The sequence below is a fragment of the Kitasatospora sp. NPDC057940 genome (assembly GCF_042887425.1).
Classification (GTDB): domain Bacteria; phylum Actinomycetota; class Actinomycetes; order Streptomycetales; family Streptomycetaceae; genus Kitasatospora.
This window is the reverse complement of the sequence record NZ_JBHVPH010000015.1, coordinates 135,353-151,477: the sequence shown is the minus strand read 5'-3', so window position 1 is coordinate 151,477 and position 16,125 is coordinate 135,353. Positions and strand designations below refer to the sequence as shown.

16 protein-coding genes are annotated in these 16,125 nt (G+C 71.7%); 1 reads left to right on the top strand and 15 read right to left on the bottom strand.

Annotated features, from left to right (window positions below):
* Positions 1-19: 19 nt before the first annotated feature.
* The 7 genes from ACFVTF_RS22875 to ACFVTF_RS22845 all read right to left on the bottom strand — a co-directional run bounded on the left by ACFVTF_RS22875 (position 20) and on the right by ACFVTF_RS22845 (position 4,908).
* The gene (locus ACFVTF_RS22875; RefSeq protein WP_387816019.1) at positions 20-226 is read right to left on the bottom strand and encodes an FxLD family lanthipeptide; all 207 of its coding nucleotides are present in this window, start codon (positions 224-226) and stop codon (positions 20-22) included.
* 61 nt (positions 227-287) lie between these two features.
* Positions 288-1,502, bottom strand: a complete 1,215-nt coding sequence (gene fxlM / locus ACFVTF_RS22870) for a methyltransferase, FxLD system (RefSeq protein WP_387816017.1) — start codon at positions 1,500-1,502, stop codon at positions 288-290.
* Positions 1,503-1,735: 233 nt separating this feature from the next.
* On the bottom strand, positions 1,736-2,587 hold the full coding sequence (locus ACFVTF_RS22865) for a helix-turn-helix domain-containing protein (RefSeq protein ID WP_387816015.1): 852 nt from the start codon (positions 2,585-2,587) through the stop codon (positions 1,736-1,738).
* A gap of 22 nt (positions 2,588-2,609) precedes the next feature.
* The gene (locus ACFVTF_RS22860; protein ID WP_387816013.1) at positions 2,610-3,116 is read right to left on the bottom strand and encodes a DUF6879 family protein; all 507 of its coding nucleotides are present in this window, start codon (positions 3,114-3,116) and stop codon (positions 2,610-2,612) included.
* Positions 3,106-3,363, bottom strand: coding sequence for a hypothetical protein (locus tag ACFVTF_RS22855; protein ID WP_387816011.1), 258 nt, complete (start codon positions 3,361-3,363; stop codon positions 3,106-3,108). The genes ACFVTF_RS22860 and ACFVTF_RS22855 overlap by 11 nt, the downstream gene beginning before the upstream one ends.
* A gap of 379 nt (positions 3,364-3,742) precedes the next feature.
* Entirely contained in the window at positions 3,743-3,955 is a 213-nt protein-coding gene (locus tag ACFVTF_RS22850) for a DUF397 domain-containing protein (RefSeq protein ID WP_387816009.1), read from the bottom strand.
* A 104-nt stretch (positions 3,956-4,059) separates the two neighbouring features.
* A complete protein-coding gene (locus tag ACFVTF_RS22845) occupies positions 4,060-4,908 on the bottom strand; it encodes a patatin-like phospholipase family protein (RefSeq protein ID WP_387816007.1) in 849 nt (282 codons plus the stop codon).
* Between the two features lie 84 nt (positions 4,909-4,992).
* Between ACFVTF_RS22845 and ACFVTF_RS22840 the strand changes: the two genes are divergently transcribed.
* On the top strand, positions 4,993-5,553 hold the full coding sequence (locus ACFVTF_RS22840; RefSeq protein ID WP_387816005.1) for a TetR family transcriptional regulator: 561 nt from the start codon (positions 4,993-4,995) through the stop codon (positions 5,551-5,553).
* Positions 5,554-5,645: 92 nt separating this feature from the next.
* Here the strand turns inward: ACFVTF_RS22840 and ACFVTF_RS22835 are convergent, their stop codons facing one another.
* The 8 genes from ACFVTF_RS22835 to ACFVTF_RS22800 form a co-directional block, all read right to left on the bottom strand.
* Positions 5,646-6,926, bottom strand: a complete 1,281-nt coding sequence (locus ACFVTF_RS22835) for a CynX/NimT family MFS transporter (protein WP_387816003.1) — start codon at positions 6,924-6,926, stop codon at positions 5,646-5,648.
* 221 nt (positions 6,927-7,147) lie between these two features.
* Complete coding sequence (gene car, locus ACFVTF_RS22830; protein ID WP_387816001.1) at positions 7,148-10,666, bottom strand: carboxylic acid reductase; 3,519 nt, start codon at positions 10,664-10,666, stop codon at positions 7,148-7,150.
* 59 nt (positions 10,667-10,725) lie between these two features.
* Positions 10,726-11,451 (bottom strand): FadR/GntR family transcriptional regulator, encoded by a 726-nt coding sequence (locus ACFVTF_RS22825; RefSeq protein ID WP_371515779.1) that lies wholly within the window; start codon positions 11,449-11,451, stop codon positions 10,726-10,728.
* A gap of 146 nt (positions 11,452-11,597) precedes the next feature.
* Positions 11,598-13,214 (bottom strand): MFS transporter, encoded by a 1,617-nt coding sequence (locus tag ACFVTF_RS22820; RefSeq protein ID WP_387815999.1) that lies wholly within the window; start codon positions 13,212-13,214, stop codon positions 11,598-11,600.
* Positions 13,215-13,287: 73 nt separating this feature from the next.
* Positions 13,288-13,893, bottom strand: a complete 606-nt coding sequence (locus tag ACFVTF_RS22815; RefSeq protein ID WP_387815997.1) for a TetR/AcrR family transcriptional regulator — start codon at positions 13,891-13,893, stop codon at positions 13,288-13,290.
* A gap of 191 nt (positions 13,894-14,084) precedes the next feature.
* Positions 14,085-14,477 (bottom strand): cell division protein SepF, encoded by a 393-nt coding sequence (locus ACFVTF_RS22810; protein ID WP_363584675.1) that lies wholly within the window; start codon positions 14,475-14,477, stop codon positions 14,085-14,087.
* Between the two features lie 270 nt (positions 14,478-14,747).
* Positions 14,748-15,263 (bottom strand): DinB family protein, encoded by a 516-nt coding sequence (locus ACFVTF_RS22805; RefSeq protein ID WP_387815995.1) that lies wholly within the window; start codon positions 15,261-15,263, stop codon positions 14,748-14,750.
* Positions 15,264-15,376: 113 nt separating this feature from the next.
* A complete protein-coding gene (locus ACFVTF_RS22800) occupies positions 15,377-16,120 on the bottom strand; it encodes a TVP38/TMEM64 family protein (RefSeq protein WP_387815993.1) in 744 nt (247 codons plus the stop codon).
* Between the last annotated feature and the right edge of the window lie 5 nt (positions 16,121-16,125).

Sequence of the window (16,125 nt, the reverse complement as noted above, 5' to 3'; positions counted from 1 at the left end):
ACCACTTGATGCAGGTGGATCAGGCGAGGATCAGGCCGCCCTCGCCGCCGCCACCACCGCCCTCGCCGCCGCCACCACCGCCGTTGCCGCCCCCACCGCCGGCACCGCTGGCGCACGCCGGGCAGGTGCTGCCGCAGCCGTCGTCGGTGCTGCGCATGATCGCCGACAGGACGTTGGTGTTGCGGACGATCGACACGTCGAGGTCGAACTCGGTCGTGCTGTCCATGACCTTGTTGGCCACTGTTGATCCCCTCTTTGCGTAGTGGTGATCAGGAGCACCTGGTCCCTCAGCAGGGCCAGGAGACGGTGAACCGGGTGTGTTTCTTGTCGATGACCAGGCTCCCGGGAAGCTGGTCGTCGGGAGTGCCCACCGGGTAGGCGCTGATGACCGGGGCCGCGCCGTTGCGGTGGCGGCTGTTCCAGGCGTTGACCTGATCGACCACCCTGGCGGCCAGGCCCTCGGCGTCGGTGCCGTGTCCGTACACGCCGAACTCGTGGCGGTCCGGGCCCAGCTGCCGCAGCACGACGTAGGCGAAGGTGCCGTCGCAGAACACCGCCGAGCTTCCCCAGGGACGGGCTTGGACGATCCCCTCCGCCACGGCAGAGTCGTGTGCCGTCAGCAGGCAGAAGCCGGGCAGGGTGGTCGCCAGGAACATGTCCAGGTCATCGAAGGGTTCCTGGTCGCCGACGGTGACCCCGGTCCACGCTTCCACCCGTGGCTGCTTCAGTGCGGCGGCCAGAAGAGCGCCGTTGGCCTGCTGCCCGTCGTCCACCCGGAGAGCCACCGTGTCGTTGTGCAGGTAGACCACCTCTTCACCGAAGGCGCCGGCTCCCTGCATCGCGACGAATCCGGCCCGCTCGATCGACCGGCTGACCAGGTGACCGCCGTCCAGCTGGAAGGCCGCCGAGCGGTTGAGGCTGCGGATTCGGATCGGCACGACGATTCGGCCGCCCGGGGCCAGCTGCTCCCACCACGCGGCCGGGATGTCCCATGCTCCGACGGTGACCACGATGCGGTTGAACGGTGCGTGCTTCGGGGCGCCGAACTCGCCGTCGGCGAGCACCACGTTCACTCGCCCGTACCCGGCCTCCGGCAGGAACCGCTTGGCACGGTCGATGACGAACGGGTCGATGTCCATCGTGGTGACCTCGCCGGCCTCGCCGACCAGCTCCGCGATGTACGCGGCGTTCACCCCTCCCGAACCGATCTCCAGAACGCGCATGCCCGGCTGGATGTCGGCTTGTTCCAGCATGAACGCCTGGATGCGGGGCGCGGAGACCGTGCTGATTGCAAGGCCACGCTCATCGCGCTTGGTCACGATGGGCTGGTTCGAGTAGACCTCCTCCACGGGAGCCTCGGGGGCGAAGACGTGGCGGGGGACGGCTCGGAAAGCGTCCGCTACCCGATCGGTGCGGATCGCGTTGAGGTCACGCAGCTGGTCGATGAGAGCCGCACTCAGCGACCCGAAGGGAGTGACGATCTTGTCACTTTCGGTGGTCATGTCGGGGAGCTTAGGCACTGTGGTCCCTTCGGTTGGGCACGTGCGGGTGATCTCGTGCGATGCAAAGCATTTGAGGCGTGGCACGGTGCGAGACTGGGCGCCCGCGAGGTCGGCGCGAGCCGATGCGCCGTGTGTGTCGAGCTCTCCACCCAAGTGGTCGCGGCCTGAGTGGCACCAACGACGGTAGGGAGTAACCAGTCGACCACTCAACGCACTTGCATCTGATTGCAGATTTAGTCGAGAGAGTCCAGCGCGTTCGTGATCAACTGTCGGGCCTTCGCTCCGTGGACCGCGAGTTCACCAAGTTCCGCGAAGGCGCGGCCGTACATCGCGATCTCGCTGGGCTGGGTAACGGTGAGGTAGCCGGAAACCAGCTCGACGCTGACTTGTGCGGTGTCGTAGATCCAGAACCCTTCGACAGGCCAGGCCCTTTCGCGATCCGATCGGAAGGGGATCACGCCGAGGCTGACCGTCGGGAGCCGGCCGATCGTCAGCAGGTGTCGGAGCTGGAGCGCCATCACCTCGGGCCCGCCGAGTCCGCTCCGAAGGACGCTCTCCTCGATCAGCAGCACGAAGCGATGGTTGCCGTCGTGGACGACACGCTGCCGGGCCATGCGCTCTTCCACCGCAGCGGGTACGTCGTCCACCAGGCCGCGGCGGTCGCGGATCGCGGACAGGATGGCGGTGGTGTAGCCACGGGTCTGCACGAGCCCCGGAAGAATCCACGGGGCGTAGGCGCGGAAGCGCTGAGTCCGCTCGTAGAGGGGGCGTACCGATTCCTGGGCGGCTCGAAGCCCGGTGCGCTCCATGCGCCGCCACTCCAGGAACATGGAGTCCGCCGCGCGGCTCTTGGCGATCAGATCGGCGGCTTGGTCCTCAGCTCCGCAGGCGGCGCACCACGCCCTGATATCGGAGTCGGACGGCGCCGTCTTCGCATTGATGATGCGACTGGTCTTGGCGGCGTTCCAGCCGCACAGGGCCGCCAGCTCTTGCCCTTGAAGCCCAGCGTCCAGCATCAGTTCACGGAGGCGGTCCGCGACGGCCTTCTGGGCGGCCTGAGCGCTGGAGGACGGAGATGTGGGCATTGGCTGACGGCCTGGCGTTGGATCAGATCTCGTACTGCTCGTGGTCGATGGCGCGGCTCCAAACTGAATCGAAGGCGGAGCTGCACAGCTTCACCACCGCGGGATCGGTGGTCGTCTCCATGTCCGGATCGGCCCACTGCCCGTTGCCCGTGAAGTGGTTGAACAGGGCCACTTGGTCATCGAACAGCCAGAAGTCCACGCCGGGCAGTGCGAGGTCCGTGGTGTTCCGGCGGGGCAGCCAACGAACCTGCTCGCCGGCGAGGATGTTCGGGAACGTCACGTCGTACTCGTACCGGATGTAGTCGTGCACCGGCTCCGAGACGACCCGTGCGCGGCGGAACTCCACACCGCGGGCGGCAGCGGTGGCGACGGTGTCACACCACGGGCGCCACCACGAAGCCCGATCCTCCCGGTTGATGCGGTAGCCCTGCTGCCAGCGGATGAACTCGGGGTCGTCCAGCATGTAGGAGTCGCGGAGTTCGAGGTGCAGCGCGGAGCGCCGGGCGCCTGCCAGGGCCTCAAGAAACATCGGGGTCCTCGTCGTCGGGCCGGGGGATGAACTGGATCATGTTCTGTGGAAGGCGAAACACGCCCTCGTGGGGCGGGACATCAGTGGTGTGCCCGGGGATGGAACCTACCTCCTGGGCCTTCTTGATGGTCGCCTCGTCAGCGAACCAGGACTGGATGATCAGGTCCCCCGTCTCCTCCTCCAGCCAGATGGTCGGCGATCCGTTGTCGGGGGTGTTCGGCCAGATCCCCAGAAACCTTAGAGCCACGGTGCCCTCCCGTACCAAGCCGGTTGCGCGTTCTTGCAAGCCAGGTAACCAGTCTGGTTGCCGTCGAAACTCCGGGGGGCAGAACGGCCCGAAGTGGTCGTCCCCGTTCGGGGCTCCAGCTATCGGGGCTTGCGTACGTGTCCGGAGAACTCGTCGACATCGGCCACCGGCACTCCGCAGACTCGCGGGGCCGTCTCCGTAACAGCCCACCGGGGGCGCCGAGATGGAGTGACAGCCGGGCGCGGGGCATTCAACGATGACGACCGCATGCGCATTCCGCGCCAACCGGGGCCCGGCTCAGCCGGGCGGGCCTATGCGTCGACCCGATGCGCGAGCCCCACTGCCCGTTGTGGGCAGTGGGGCTCCGACAAGGTGCGCGTCAGATCTCGCCGAACTCGCCGGCCCGGACGGCGGCGACGAACGACGACCAGGCGGCGGTGGGGAAGACGAGGGCAGGGCCCTCGGGGTCCTTGGAGTCGCGGACGGGAGCGAGGTGGGGGACGTCGGTGGCGACCTCCACGCAGTCACCACCGTTGTCGGAGTACGAGGACTTGATCCAGGAAGCGCCGGACAGGTCTGCGCGGTCACTCATGACTGGAATTCCTTTCGGGCCCGATGGCGAACTGTCAGGTGCAGTAGGGCTACCCCGGCGGCAAGACGGACAGGCGTTGGCGGTCAGCGGTCAGCGGTCAGCGGTCAGCCCGCGTCGACTTCCGCCCTCCACATGGTGCGGAGTTGCGCGTCGACGTCGTCGGCCTGGCGGAGGCCCGCCTGGTAGGCCGGTTCCCAGGCCGCCAGGTCGCCCGGGTCTGAGCCGAAAGCTCGCACCGAGGCCGGGTCGGGGCCGATGGTCACCACGGCGTCCGCCCCCACTGCCGCCAGCTGCTGGTTGAGCGGTTCCCGGGGGAACAGGTGGGCCATCGGCTCGACCACGACCAGCGTGCGGGCTCCGGCGGCGAGATCGGCGTTGGGGCCCGCGCGCAGCGCGCCGTCCATGTACCGCCGGCCGTCGATGGCGACGGGCGGTGCGGCTCCGGGGAAGGCGCTGCTCGCCGCCACCGCGTGCACCAGCGGCACGCCGCTGTCGCGGTCCCACACCACGGGCTCACCGGTGGTGGCGCAGACGGCGGCGATCAGCAGCCGTCGCTCCGGCCACGTGCCCGCACCGATCAGGGCGGCGCGTCCTGCGATCAGCGCCTCCTCGGCCTGGGGGTCGACGCCTTCGAGCGCGAGGCGGCCGACGCGACGCCTCGCCTCGCCGGGTTCCAGGCTGCGGTCGCCGAGTACGGCGAACACCGCGCCCATCCGCTCGGGGTCGGGCTTGACCCGGTGAGCGGTCCGGCGAGCCGAGGAAGCGAGCCGCCCCGGGTCCTGCCCGGTGGCGAGCAGTGCTCCGACGATCGAGCCGGCTGACGTGCCGACGATCAGGTCGGCCTCGCCCAGATCGACGCCGTTGCGGCGCAATCCGTAGGCCAGTCCGGCCGTCCAGGCCGTGCCGACGTGACTTCCGGGGCCCAGGACGAGTGCGCGGTCGACGGTGTGCATGCGGTCTCCCCTCGTTATTGAAACAGTCGTACCATATACTCGCCAATGCCGTTTCAACTCCGATGCGCCGAAGGGAGATCCACCGTGGGGCGACCCGCCGACCCCGCCCGTCGCGAGCGCACGCTGGCCCGGGCGACCGACTACGTGCTGGCGCACGGCCTGGCCGGGCTGAGCCTGCGACCACTGGCCGCGGCCCTCGACACCAGTCCACGGATGCTGCTCTACGACTTCGGCAGCAAACAGGAGTTGGTCGCGGCGGTCCTCGCCGAGGCCCGCCGCCGGGGCGCGGTGCGTCTGGCCGGGAACCCTCCGCAGATGAAGGGCTCCGTGCAGGAGCGGCTGCGGGGCATCTGGGGGTGGATGAGCGCGGACGAACGCGCGCCGTTCGTCCGGCTGTTCTTCGAGGTGCACGCCGACGGCCTGGTCCACCCCGAGAACTACCCCGACCAGGCGGAGGCGATCACGGACTGGTTCGACACTCTCGGCACCACCTTCCGGGACGTCTCCACCGGCCCTGACGACACCGTCACGCCCACGCTGGTCATGGCCGTCATCCGGGGTCTGCTGTTCGACCTCACGACCACCGGCGACCGCCGGCGCACAGATCTCGCGTTGGACCGCTTCGCCGAACTCCTGGGGCGGTGAACGCGCGAGAGCGGTCAACGCACAAGAGGCGTGACGGGCGAGAGGTGTGACGGACGGGGCTTCGTGCGGTGACGGTGACGGTGACGGTGACGTCAGCGAGGCCGCGGAAGGCGCACGTGCCGGTCCTGCCCCGCGCCGTACCCGGCCGCCGCCATGGCGATGCCGAGGACGGCCAGAACGATGAGCGGAAGCGTCCAACTGCCCGTGCTGTCGTGCAGGATGCCGAGGAGGAGCGGGCCGGCGGCCGCCACGAGGTAGCCGATGGACTGCGCCATGCCGGCCAGTGCGGCGGCCTCGCCGGAGCTGCCGGCGCGTTCGCTCTGGAAGGTCAGTGCGAGGACGAGGCACGCGCCGCCGCCCAGCCCGAGCAGGGTGCACGCCACGACGGACAGCGCGGGGGCGGACACCAGCACGGTGAAGCCGCCGGCCACGATGACCGAGGCCCCGGCCGCCGTCCACCGCTGGTCGTGGCGGCCCCGGGTGAGCAGGGGCAGCAGGCCGCTGGTCGCCAGGGAGATCAGCTGGTAGTAGAAGAGCATCCATCCGGCCGCGGTGCTGCTCGTGCCGTGGTGGATCAGGATGCTGGGCAGCCACGCGACGGCGGTGTAGAAGGCCAGGGACTGCAGGCCCATGAACATGCTGACCTGCCAGGCCAGTCCTGACCGCCAGGGGGCCGGACTGCGGGTCGCGCCGGTGGAGGCCCGGGCCCCGTCGCCCCGCATCCGGGGCAGCCAGACGAGGAGCGCCGCGACGGTGAAGGCGATGCCCCAGGCCAGCGCGGTGTGCCAGGAACCCGGCAGGGAGTGGGAGAGCGGGGCTGAGATCCCGGAGGAGACGGCGGCCGTGACGCCCATGACGGTGACGTAGAGCGCGCTGATGCCCTGGATGCGGTGGGCGGGCACGCTGCGCCTGATCATGGCGGGCAGCAGCACGTTGCCGAACGCGATGGCGGCGGAGAGGATCACCGTCCCGGCGAACAGGCAGCTCACGGAGGGCAGCGACCGGACCACCGTTCCGACGGCCAGCGCGCCGAGGGCCGCCACCAGCAGGCGCGCGCTGCCGAACCGGTGGGAGGCCCGGGCCACCAGGGGCGACGTCGCGGCGAACGTCAGCAGGGGGAGGGTGCTCAGCAGCCCGCCCCAGCTCGCCGTCAGGCCGCTGCCCTGCTCGATCGCCGGCAGCAGCGTGCCGACGCCGGTGAGGCTGGTCCGCAGGTTGGCCGCCACGAGGCAGATCGCGAGGACGAGCCCGATCGACACGGCGGGCCGCGTGCTGTCGGTGGCCGCCGGCCCGGAGACGGAGTTCGGTCCGGAGGCGGAGTCCGGTCCGGAGACGGAGTGCTGACGGGTCGTCGAGGACAGTTGTGGACTCATTGCTGCTCCGTCGCCGGTGATGTCTGGACCTCGCGGTCGTGGGTGGTGTGTTGCATGGAGGCAGCCTATACAAACATCAGACATTTGAACATCGGATGTTTCTGGGCCTGAAGTGGCCTCGGTTCCGGCCGCCCGGCACGCGGTACGCCGCCGGCGGGAACGGCCGTGGCCGTTCCCGCCGGCGGGTGCGGAGGTGGGTGCGGAGGGAGAGGGTGGACCGGCTACAGCAGGTGCTGCGCCCGGAGGTCCGCCACGTACTTGGTGATCAGGTCCCGCGACAGGTGCGGGATGTCGTTGTCCTCGTTGAGGGCGGCGGCCCGGACCGCCGCGCGGAACCGGTCCGCCGGCAGGGCGGATCCGGGCAGCGGCTCCGACGGCGTGGCGAAGGCGTGCAGCAGGGGGAGCAGCGAGTGCTGCCGCTGGCGGTCGGGCAGGGCGCGTATGGCGCTCTCGAAGCGGTCGAGCCACTCGTCGTAGTCGTGGATGCGCGTCAGCGGGTGTCCGGCGGCCACCAGCCAGTCGACGAAGGTGTCGAGGGAGATTCCGTCCTCGTGCGGGTTCACGATGTTGAAGGTCCGGTACCCCTCCCGGGTGTCGTCGCCCAACGCGGCGACGGCCTGCGCGGTGAAGTCCACGGGCAGCGCGTCGTAGTGGCCGCCGCCGTCACCGGTGCCCCGGGCGTAGAAGCTGCCGGGGGCGATGCCGGTCGCCAGCAGGCTCAGCAGGAGGCGGGTGAACACGTCCGGGACGTTCAGCTGCCCCCGGTAGCGCGGGTGGGCGAGGATCAGGTTCGAGCGGAACACGGCGACCGGGAGGCCGAACGCGTCGTGCGCCTCGCGCAGCAGCACCTCGCCCGCCCACTTGCTGGCCGCGTAGCCGTTCGCGTAGCCGCTGCCGAGGTCGCGCGTCCCGCAGGCCGTGCGGATGTCCGCGTCCTCGTCGGCCGCGGCCGCGGCCGCGGAGTCGAAGACGACGGCGACCGTCGACAGGTAGGTGAACTGTTTGGCCCTGGAGGTGACCGCGAGCCTGATCAGTTCGGCGGTGCCCAGCACGTTGGGGCCGAACAACTGGTCGTAGGGCAGGACGTGGTTGACGAGTGCCGCCGGGTGGACGATCAGGTCCACGGTGTCGGCCAGCCGCTGCCAGGTCTCCCGGTCGAGCCCGAGGTCGCGCTCCCCGACGTCGCCGGCGACCACCTCCAGGTGCGCGGCGGCCAGGCCGTGGTAGCGCCGGAGGAGCTCGGGGTCGCCGCTGTCGAAGGCCGCGTCGAGCCGCGCCCGGGCCGACTCGTCGGTGGCACCGCGGACCACGCAGACCAGTGTGCCGCCGCGCTGCGCGACGCGCTCCAGCCATTCGAGGCACAGGAAGCGGCCCAGGTAGCCGTTGGCGCCGGTCAGCAGGACGGTCCGGGCCTCGGGCAGCGGGCCCCTAGGCCTGCCGGTCGGCGTCTCGGTCCCCGGGTCGAGGAGCGCGTCCAGCGTCAGGTCGCCCGCCAGGAGCCGCGTCGCGCCCGGTCCGTGGACCTGGTCGGCGGTCGGGCGCCGGTCGCCCGACGCGAGGGCGTTCTCGATGTGGTCGGCCACCTGCTGGAGCGTGTTGACCGGGTTGATGACGACGTCGACGGGGACGTCGACGCGGTAGACCTCCTTGAGCAGTTGGGAGAACGACAGCGCGGAGAGGCTGTCGCCGCCGAGTTCGAGGAAGCGCGTCCCGGGGTGGACGTCGTCCTGCCGGCTGCCGAGCAGCGCGCGGGCGGCCTGGCACACGGTCTCCGGTACGGGCCGGGACGGGCCGACCTGGCGCAGCGCCCGGAGTTCGTCGCCCTCGCGCTCGGTCAGCTCGGCGTACAGGGCTTCGAGGCGCTCGCCGTAGCGCTTCGCCAGCGCGGGGCGCAGCAGCTTGCGCACGCCGGAGAGCAACCCGTTCTGCTGGCTGAACGGCTCGGTCTCGATGAGGAAGTCCCGTGGGATCTCGTACGAGTTGAGGCCCGCCCCGGTGGCGAGGCGGTGCAGCGACTCGCGCAGGAGCGACCTGAGGCGCGGGCCGTCCTCGGCGGCGAGGTCGAGCGCCTCCTGGGTGGGCACGATGACCGCGAGCAGGTAGGCGCGGGCGCTGTTGCCGTAGACGAAGACCTGCCGGACGAGCGGGCTGTCGGTGAAGAGGGCTTCCAGCCGGGAGGTGGCCACGAACTCGCCCTGCGACAGTTTGAGGACGTTGGAACGGCGGTCGACGTACACGAACTCGTCGGGGCCGGTGAGGGCCACGATGTCGCCGGTGCGGTAGAAGCCGTCCTCGTCGAAGACCTGGGCGGTGGCGTCCGGCTGCTGGAAGTAGCCGGGAACGAGGCGTTCCGACTTGACCAGCAGTTCGCCCCTGGGGTGCGGGGAGTCGGTGCGGAAGTACCCCAGCTCGGGCACGTCCGCCAGCCGGTGGTCGGTCACCGGCGGGCGCAGCACCCGGCCGTCGAGCGAGACCAGCCCGGCTTCCGTCGACCCGTAGCCGTTGAACACCCTGATCTGCAGGCAGCTCTCCAGGAACGCCGCCAGCTCCGCGCTCATCGGGGCCGAGCCGTAGGTGGCCCACAGGAGGCGGCCGCCGAGGGTCTTCTCCCGCAGCTCCTCCTTCGCGCGGTCCGCCTGCCCGGCGGTGTCGCCCCCCGCCTCGCTCCGGTAGCGCTCGAAGAGCATGTCGCAGATGCGGGGCACCAGGATGAACTCGGTGGGCCGGACCAGGGAGAGGTCCTCGAAGAGGGTCGACAGGTCGCTCGACGCCACGAAGTGGGCGGTGCCCCCCTTGGCGAGCGTGCCGAACAGCACGCCCCGTCCCATCATGTGGCTCAGGGGCAGGTAGTTGAGCACGATGGACGGCTGCGGCCCCTGGCCGGGCACGAAGTCGATCCAGAAGTGCTTGACGAGACGTTCGGTGTACACGGCGCCCTTGGGGGTGCCGGTGCTCCCCGAGGTGTAGATCAGCGCGCTGAGCGTGTCGGCCGTCGAGCCCTCGGGGACCCGGGGGAGCGGCGGCAGGCTCCTGCCCCGCTCGACGACCGACGCCAGCGTGTCCAGGGTGACGCCCCGGCCCTGCGCCGCGAGCCGTCCGCGGGCGGCGTCCAGCGCCTCCTGGTGGTCGGTGACCTCCGGGCGGTGGCCGAGCACGACGATCCGGCCCAGTGACGGGGCGTCCGCCGCGATCCGGAGCGCGACGTCCAGGTGTGCCACGTCCACCGCCAGCAGGCGCGGTCCGGTCTGCGCGACGACAGGGGCCAGGTGTTCCGCCGAGGCGCCGGCCTGGAGGGGGACGACCACCGCGCCGGAGCGGACGCAGGCCAGGTCCAGCACGGCGTACTCGGGGCTGGTGGAGCCGAGGACGGCGACGAAGTCGCCCGGGCCCACGGCGTGGTCGGGGTGGTGGCGCCACTCGGAGGCCGCCGCGCCGACGCGCTCCCACAGTTCGCCGTAGGTGACGGTGTCGAACCGGTCCAGGAGGCGCAGGGTGGTGCGGCCGGTGTCCGGGTCGGTCACCGGCTCGGTGGCGCGCTCGCCCAGGGCGGGGCGGTCCGCGTACCCCTCCATCACCGTGGCCACGAGGTCGGCGAGCGGGAGGCCCGGCCGCCGGATCGCCTCGCTGACGGAGTCCAGGGGTGCGGCGGCGCGGAACTGCGGATCCGTCGCGTACAGGTGGGCGGTGCGCTGGGCGGTGCGGGCGTCGAGGTCGTCGGCCGGGGGCGGTAAGACGGGCATCGGTGTTCTCCTCGTTCTCCTCTACGGCCTCGAAGGCCGGGGCAACGGGCGGGCGGTCCTCATTCTTCGGTGGAGGCCGGTCCGGTGGAAGTGAGTGGTGCCTGGACCTCGTGGTCGTGGGTGAGCCGGACGATCGCCGCCGCCGCGGTGCGGGCGCCGTTCTCGTCCTGGGCCTCGATCGCGTCGACGAGTCGCCGGTGCAGACCGGCGTGCTCCTCGGCGGCGGTGGCGTCCCAGGACAGGCCTCCCAGGGCGGAGGTGAGGGCCGTGCCGAGGTAGTCGTAGACCTCGATCAGGAGGTCGTTCCCGCTGGCCCGGACGACGGCCCGGTGGAACAGCGCGTCGACGCTCATGGCCGCGGACCTGTCCTCGCCGGCGCAGGCCGCGTCGGCGTCGGCCAGCAGCTCCCTGAGCTGGTGCAGCTGGTCCTCGCTGCGCCGCAGGGCGGCGGCCCCCGAGGCGTACTCCTCCAGGACGGTGCGCAGTTCGAGGACGTTGTCCCGCCGCGCGGAGCTCGCCCGCCGCACCATGACCGACTGGAGCTCGCTCGACGCGCGGACGTAGGTGCCGTCCCCGGCCCGGGGTTCCAGCAGGCCGAGGTGCACGAGCGCGCCGATCGCCTCGCGCAGCGTGCTGCGTCCGACCCCGAGCTCCTCGACGAGGACCTGCTCCGGCGGGATCCGCGTCCCCACCGGCCAGCCGCCCGCCTCGATGTGCGAGCGGAGGCTGTCCACGAGCTGCGCGGACAGGCTCGCCGTTCTGCGCGGTGTGCTGATGCGTGTCATGGGGGCAGCCTATACAAACATCAGACATTTGAACATCGCGTGCTCCTGCGCCTGGGCCGCCCCGGTTCCGGCCGCCCGGCCCGCGATACGCCACCGGCGGGAACGGCCGTGGCCGTTCCCGCCGGTGGCAGGGGAGTCGGGCGTGCTTACGCGTCGACCTTCTCCGACTTCTGCGGGTTCTGCGGCTTCTCCGGAGCGGGCACCTCGACCGCGGTGGCCGCGGTGACCTCGGCGACCTCGGCGACCGCGCTGGTCGGGGTGTCCAGGCCGCGCAGCAGCCGCCAGGCCATCGCGGCCGCGCCGATCAGCAGGACGGCGGCCAGCAGGCCGGCGCTGTTCATGCCGTGCGTGAAGGACTCCCGGGCGCTCGCCAGCAGCGGCTCCGCGACGCCCTGCGGCAGTGCGTGCGCCGTCTCGACCGCCGCGCCCAGCGACTCGCCGGCCCGCGCCGCGGCCGCCGGGTCCGTCCCGGCCGGGACGACGAGGCCGCCGGCGTAGATCGAGCCGACCACCGAGCCGACCAGCGCGATGCCGAGCGCGGTGCCCAGCTCGTACGCCGTCTCCGAGACCGCCGAGGCCGCGCCGGCCTTGTCGGCGGGTGAGGCGCTCAGCACCAGGTCGGCGCCGAGCGTGTAGACCACGCCCTCCGCCGTCCCGACCAGCAGGAAGGAGGCGGCCAGCAGCAGGTACGTGGTGTCCTGCTGGAGCCAGCCGAGCATGCCCACGCCGAGGCCCATGGCCAGCAGGCAGCCGGTCAGCGCCGCCCGGGCGCCGGTGCGCCGCACCAGCCAGGCCGTCAGCAGACCGCCGACGACGGCGCCGACGAAGGCCGGCAGCTCGGCCATCCCGGCCCGCAGCGGCTCGTAGCCGCGCACCAGCTGGAGGTACTGCGAGGTCACGAAGACCACCCCGGACAGGCCGATCAGGGCGATCAGCGAGGCCAGCACGGCGGCGGTGAACCGCCGGTCGCGGAACAGCCGCACGTCCAGCAGCGGGGTCTCCAGCCGCAGCTGGCGGCGGACGAAGACGGTCAGCGCGGTGACACCCAGCACGAAGGCGACCGGGACGTCCCAGCGCGCCACGCCGTGCGCGGCGGCCTCCTTGATCGCGTAGACCGTGCCGATCACCCCGGCCATCGACAGGGCGACGCTCAGCACGTCCCAGCGGCCCGGCTTCGGGTCCTTGGACTCCGGCAGCAGCCAGGCGCCGAGCACCAGCAGCAGGAGCAGGATCGGGATGTTCAGCAGGAACACCGAACCCCACCAGAAGTGCTCCAGCAGCACCCCGCCGACCACCGGCCCGAGCGCGGCGCCGGCGGTGGCGGCCGCGCCCCAGATGCCGATCGCGGTGGCCCGCTCCCGGTCGTCCGGGAAGAGGCCGCGGATCAGCGACAGGGTCGAGGGCATGATCGTCGCGCCGGCGACGCCGAGCAGCGCGCGGGCCAGGATCAGCCAGCCGGCGCTGGGCGCGTAGGCGGCGAGCAGCGAGGCGGCGCCGAAGGCGGCCGCGCCGATCAGCAGCAGCTTCTTGCGGCCGATCCGGTCGCTGAGCGAGCCCATGCTGACCAGCAGGCCGGCCAGGACGAAGGAGTAGGAGTCGCCGATCCAGAGCAGCTGGGTGCCGCTGGGCTCCAGCGTCTCGCTGATGGAGGGGATGGCGAGGGACAGGACGGTCGCATCGAGGGCGACCACGGTGACGGCCAGGACGAGGACGGCGAGGCCGGTCCAGCGCTGGCGGGGGCTGGCAGAAACGGTACTGCTCATGCGCCCACCTCGCTTCGCTCGGCAGGCGCTTCGCGCAATGCGCACCCGCTGATGATTCGTTCGCTTCGCTTACTCATGGGATATCGGTTTCCGGTGTGCGGGCCGAAGGTGCTGTGGGCGGGGGAGTGGCGGCGTCCGGCCGGCGCAGCGCGCCGCCGAGGAACAGCTCGGCGAGCGAGAAGGCGGCGTCGCGCGGGGCGAGGCGGCCGTCCTGGATGGCCCAGCCGACGCCGGCCACCAGGTCGAAGAAGGCCTCGCTCAGCCAGGCGGCGCTCAGCTCGATGCGGAACGTGCCCTGCTGCTGGCCGCGCAGGAAGAGCGCGTGCAGTCGAACGATCTGGAGCTCCCAGAGGTCGTTGATGCTGTCGTCGTCGTAGAGCTGGTTCTCGCCGGCCAGGAAGGCGCAGAGCGTGGCGTCCGGGACGGCGGCGTCGACCAGGCGGCGCAGCGCGGCCTCGGCGTCGCCGTCCTCGACGGCGGCGGTGTCCAGGGCGGCGGCGAACCGGCGCAGGCCGAGCAGGCCGACCTCGCGGATCAGGGCCTCGCGCCCGGGGAAGAGCCGGTGCAGGGTGGCGCGGCTGATCCCGGCGGCGCGCGCGATCTCGTCCAGGTGGGCGGTCGGGCGGCGGGAGAGCACGCCGACGGCGGCTTCCAGGACGGTGTCGCGATCGGTGGCCATGAATCCAGTCTAGGTCATGTGAGACATAGATGTCTCAAAATTATGGTGGGCGTCTCGAATGAGGCGTCGATCGTCGCGGTCGGGGCAGCAAAAACCGGGGACGGCGGGTGCCGTCCCCGGTCGGGGTGCCGCAGTCGTGCGGCCGGTTCAGCTCGGTCGGTTCAGCCCGGTCGGGCCGTGCGCCGCCCGGATCAGCTCTGGTTGTAGAACCCGGTCTCGTCGAGCGGGCGGTCGATCACCATGACCTCGACGTCGGCCGGGGTGAGCAGGAACACCCGGCGGGCGATCCGCTCGATGCCGCCCTGGGTGCCGAAGATCAGCCCGGAGGCGAAGTCCACCATCCGCTTGGCCTCGGCCTCGTTCATCTCGGTGAGGTCCATGACCACCGGGATGCTCGCCCGGATGTGCTCGCCCACCGTGCGGGCCGCCTCGAAACCGGTCGGCCGCAGGGAGACGATCTTCGCGGGCGCGGGCGCGGCCGGCATCGTCTCCTGATCGACCCACTCGTCCTCGTACACCGCGGCGGGGTAGTTTCCCGAGGGCATCAGCCACCCGTTGTGGTGCTCGTCGCGAAGTGCTCCCATGCCGCGCCTCCCTGCCTCGTCCCGTCCTGGTCCCCCGGGGTCGCGTGTCCTTTTTGACACGTCATCCACTCGTCGGAACTGTCCGAGTATCGCACTGTTCACCGGTCCCGTGCCCGCTCGCGCCCCCCGTACGAGTCGCGCCGCGCCGGAAACCCGGGCGAACCCGGGCAACATCAGCGACGCGGCGGTGAGCCGTACGGTTGCGCGCGTAGACCATATCGGTCGCGGTCACCGCGCAATTGACCTTCTGTCAACAATGCGGAAACGATTTCACCCGCCGGTATTGCCGTCCACCAGTTCGCGCAGAAGATCGGCGTGGCCGTTGTGCCGCGCGTACTCCTCGACCATGTGGACCAGGATCCAGCGCAGCGTCACCTCCTCGCCGCGGCGCAGCTTCTTGCCGACCGTGTCCAGCGACAGGCCGGCGACCGCGCGGCGGGCGGCCTCGACCTCGGCGCGCCAGGTGGCGAAGTCGGCCGCGACGTCGGCGGTGTCGACGCCGTTGAAGTCGCCGTCCTCGTCGGCCTCCGTCCAGTAGTGGTTCTCGGCGGACTCGTCGCCGTGCAGGACGGTCCGGAACCAGTACTGCTCCACCTCGGCCATGTGCCGGACGAGACCGAGCAGCGAGAGGGCGGACGGCGGGACGGAGCGCAGCCGCAGCTGGTCGTCGGTCAGGCCCTCGCACTTGAGCGCGAGGGTGCTGCGGTGGTAGTCGAGCCAGGCGGTGAGCATGGCGGTCTCGTCGGCCGCCATCGGCGGGTCGACCCGCGGGGAGAGTTCGGTCATGCGGGCCATCCTGACGTCCGACGGCGGGCGGGCGCGAGCGAATTGTCGAGCGCCCCCCGAGTGCCTCGGAATCTCGGCCGGTCAGGGGGTGTGGCGGTCTGACGGTCAGGCGGTCAGGCGGCCGGTGCGCGGCGGCGGGCGGCGGCGGCCCGCCACAGCCCGACCACGCTGCCCAGCACGAGCAGCGCGATCACCCCGGCCGACACCAGGAAGGCCGCCGAGCCCGGCTCGCCCGCGCTGGCCGCCGCCGTCACGTACACCGCGGTGGTCGGCACCACGCCGATCGCGGTGGCGAACAGGAAGGGCGCGAAGCGCACCCCGGAGAAGGCCGCGCCGTAGTTGGCCGCCTGGAACGGCATGCCCGGCAGCAGCCGCAGCACCAGCACGCTGCGGAAGCCCTGCTCGGTGAAGCGCCGGTCCAGCGTGCCGAGCACCCGCCCGCGCAGGTACGGCCGCAGCGCCTCGCGCCCGAGGCCCCGGCCGAGCCCGAAGGCCATCGCCGCGCCCAGCGTGGTGCCGAGCACCGACAGCAGCACGCCCTGCTGGATGCCCAGCAGCAGCCCGGCGGCGGCGTTCAGCGCCGGCCGGGGGACGAAGGCGAGCGTGCCGACCGCGTACACGGTGGCGAACAGCGGCGCGAACCAGTACCCGGGCATCCGGTCGGCGAGGCCGCCGTTCAGCAGCGCCGTCGGGCTCCACAGCAGCAGCGATCCGGCCGCCGCGCCGAGCAGCACCACCAGCAGCGCGAACCGCCACCACGGCGAACGCGGCGCGCGGCCGGCCGGCGGCGGCTCGACGGCGGGCGGGGGCGTCGCGGGTGCGGCCGTTGCGGGCGGGGGCGTGACGGGTGCGGGCACCGGCC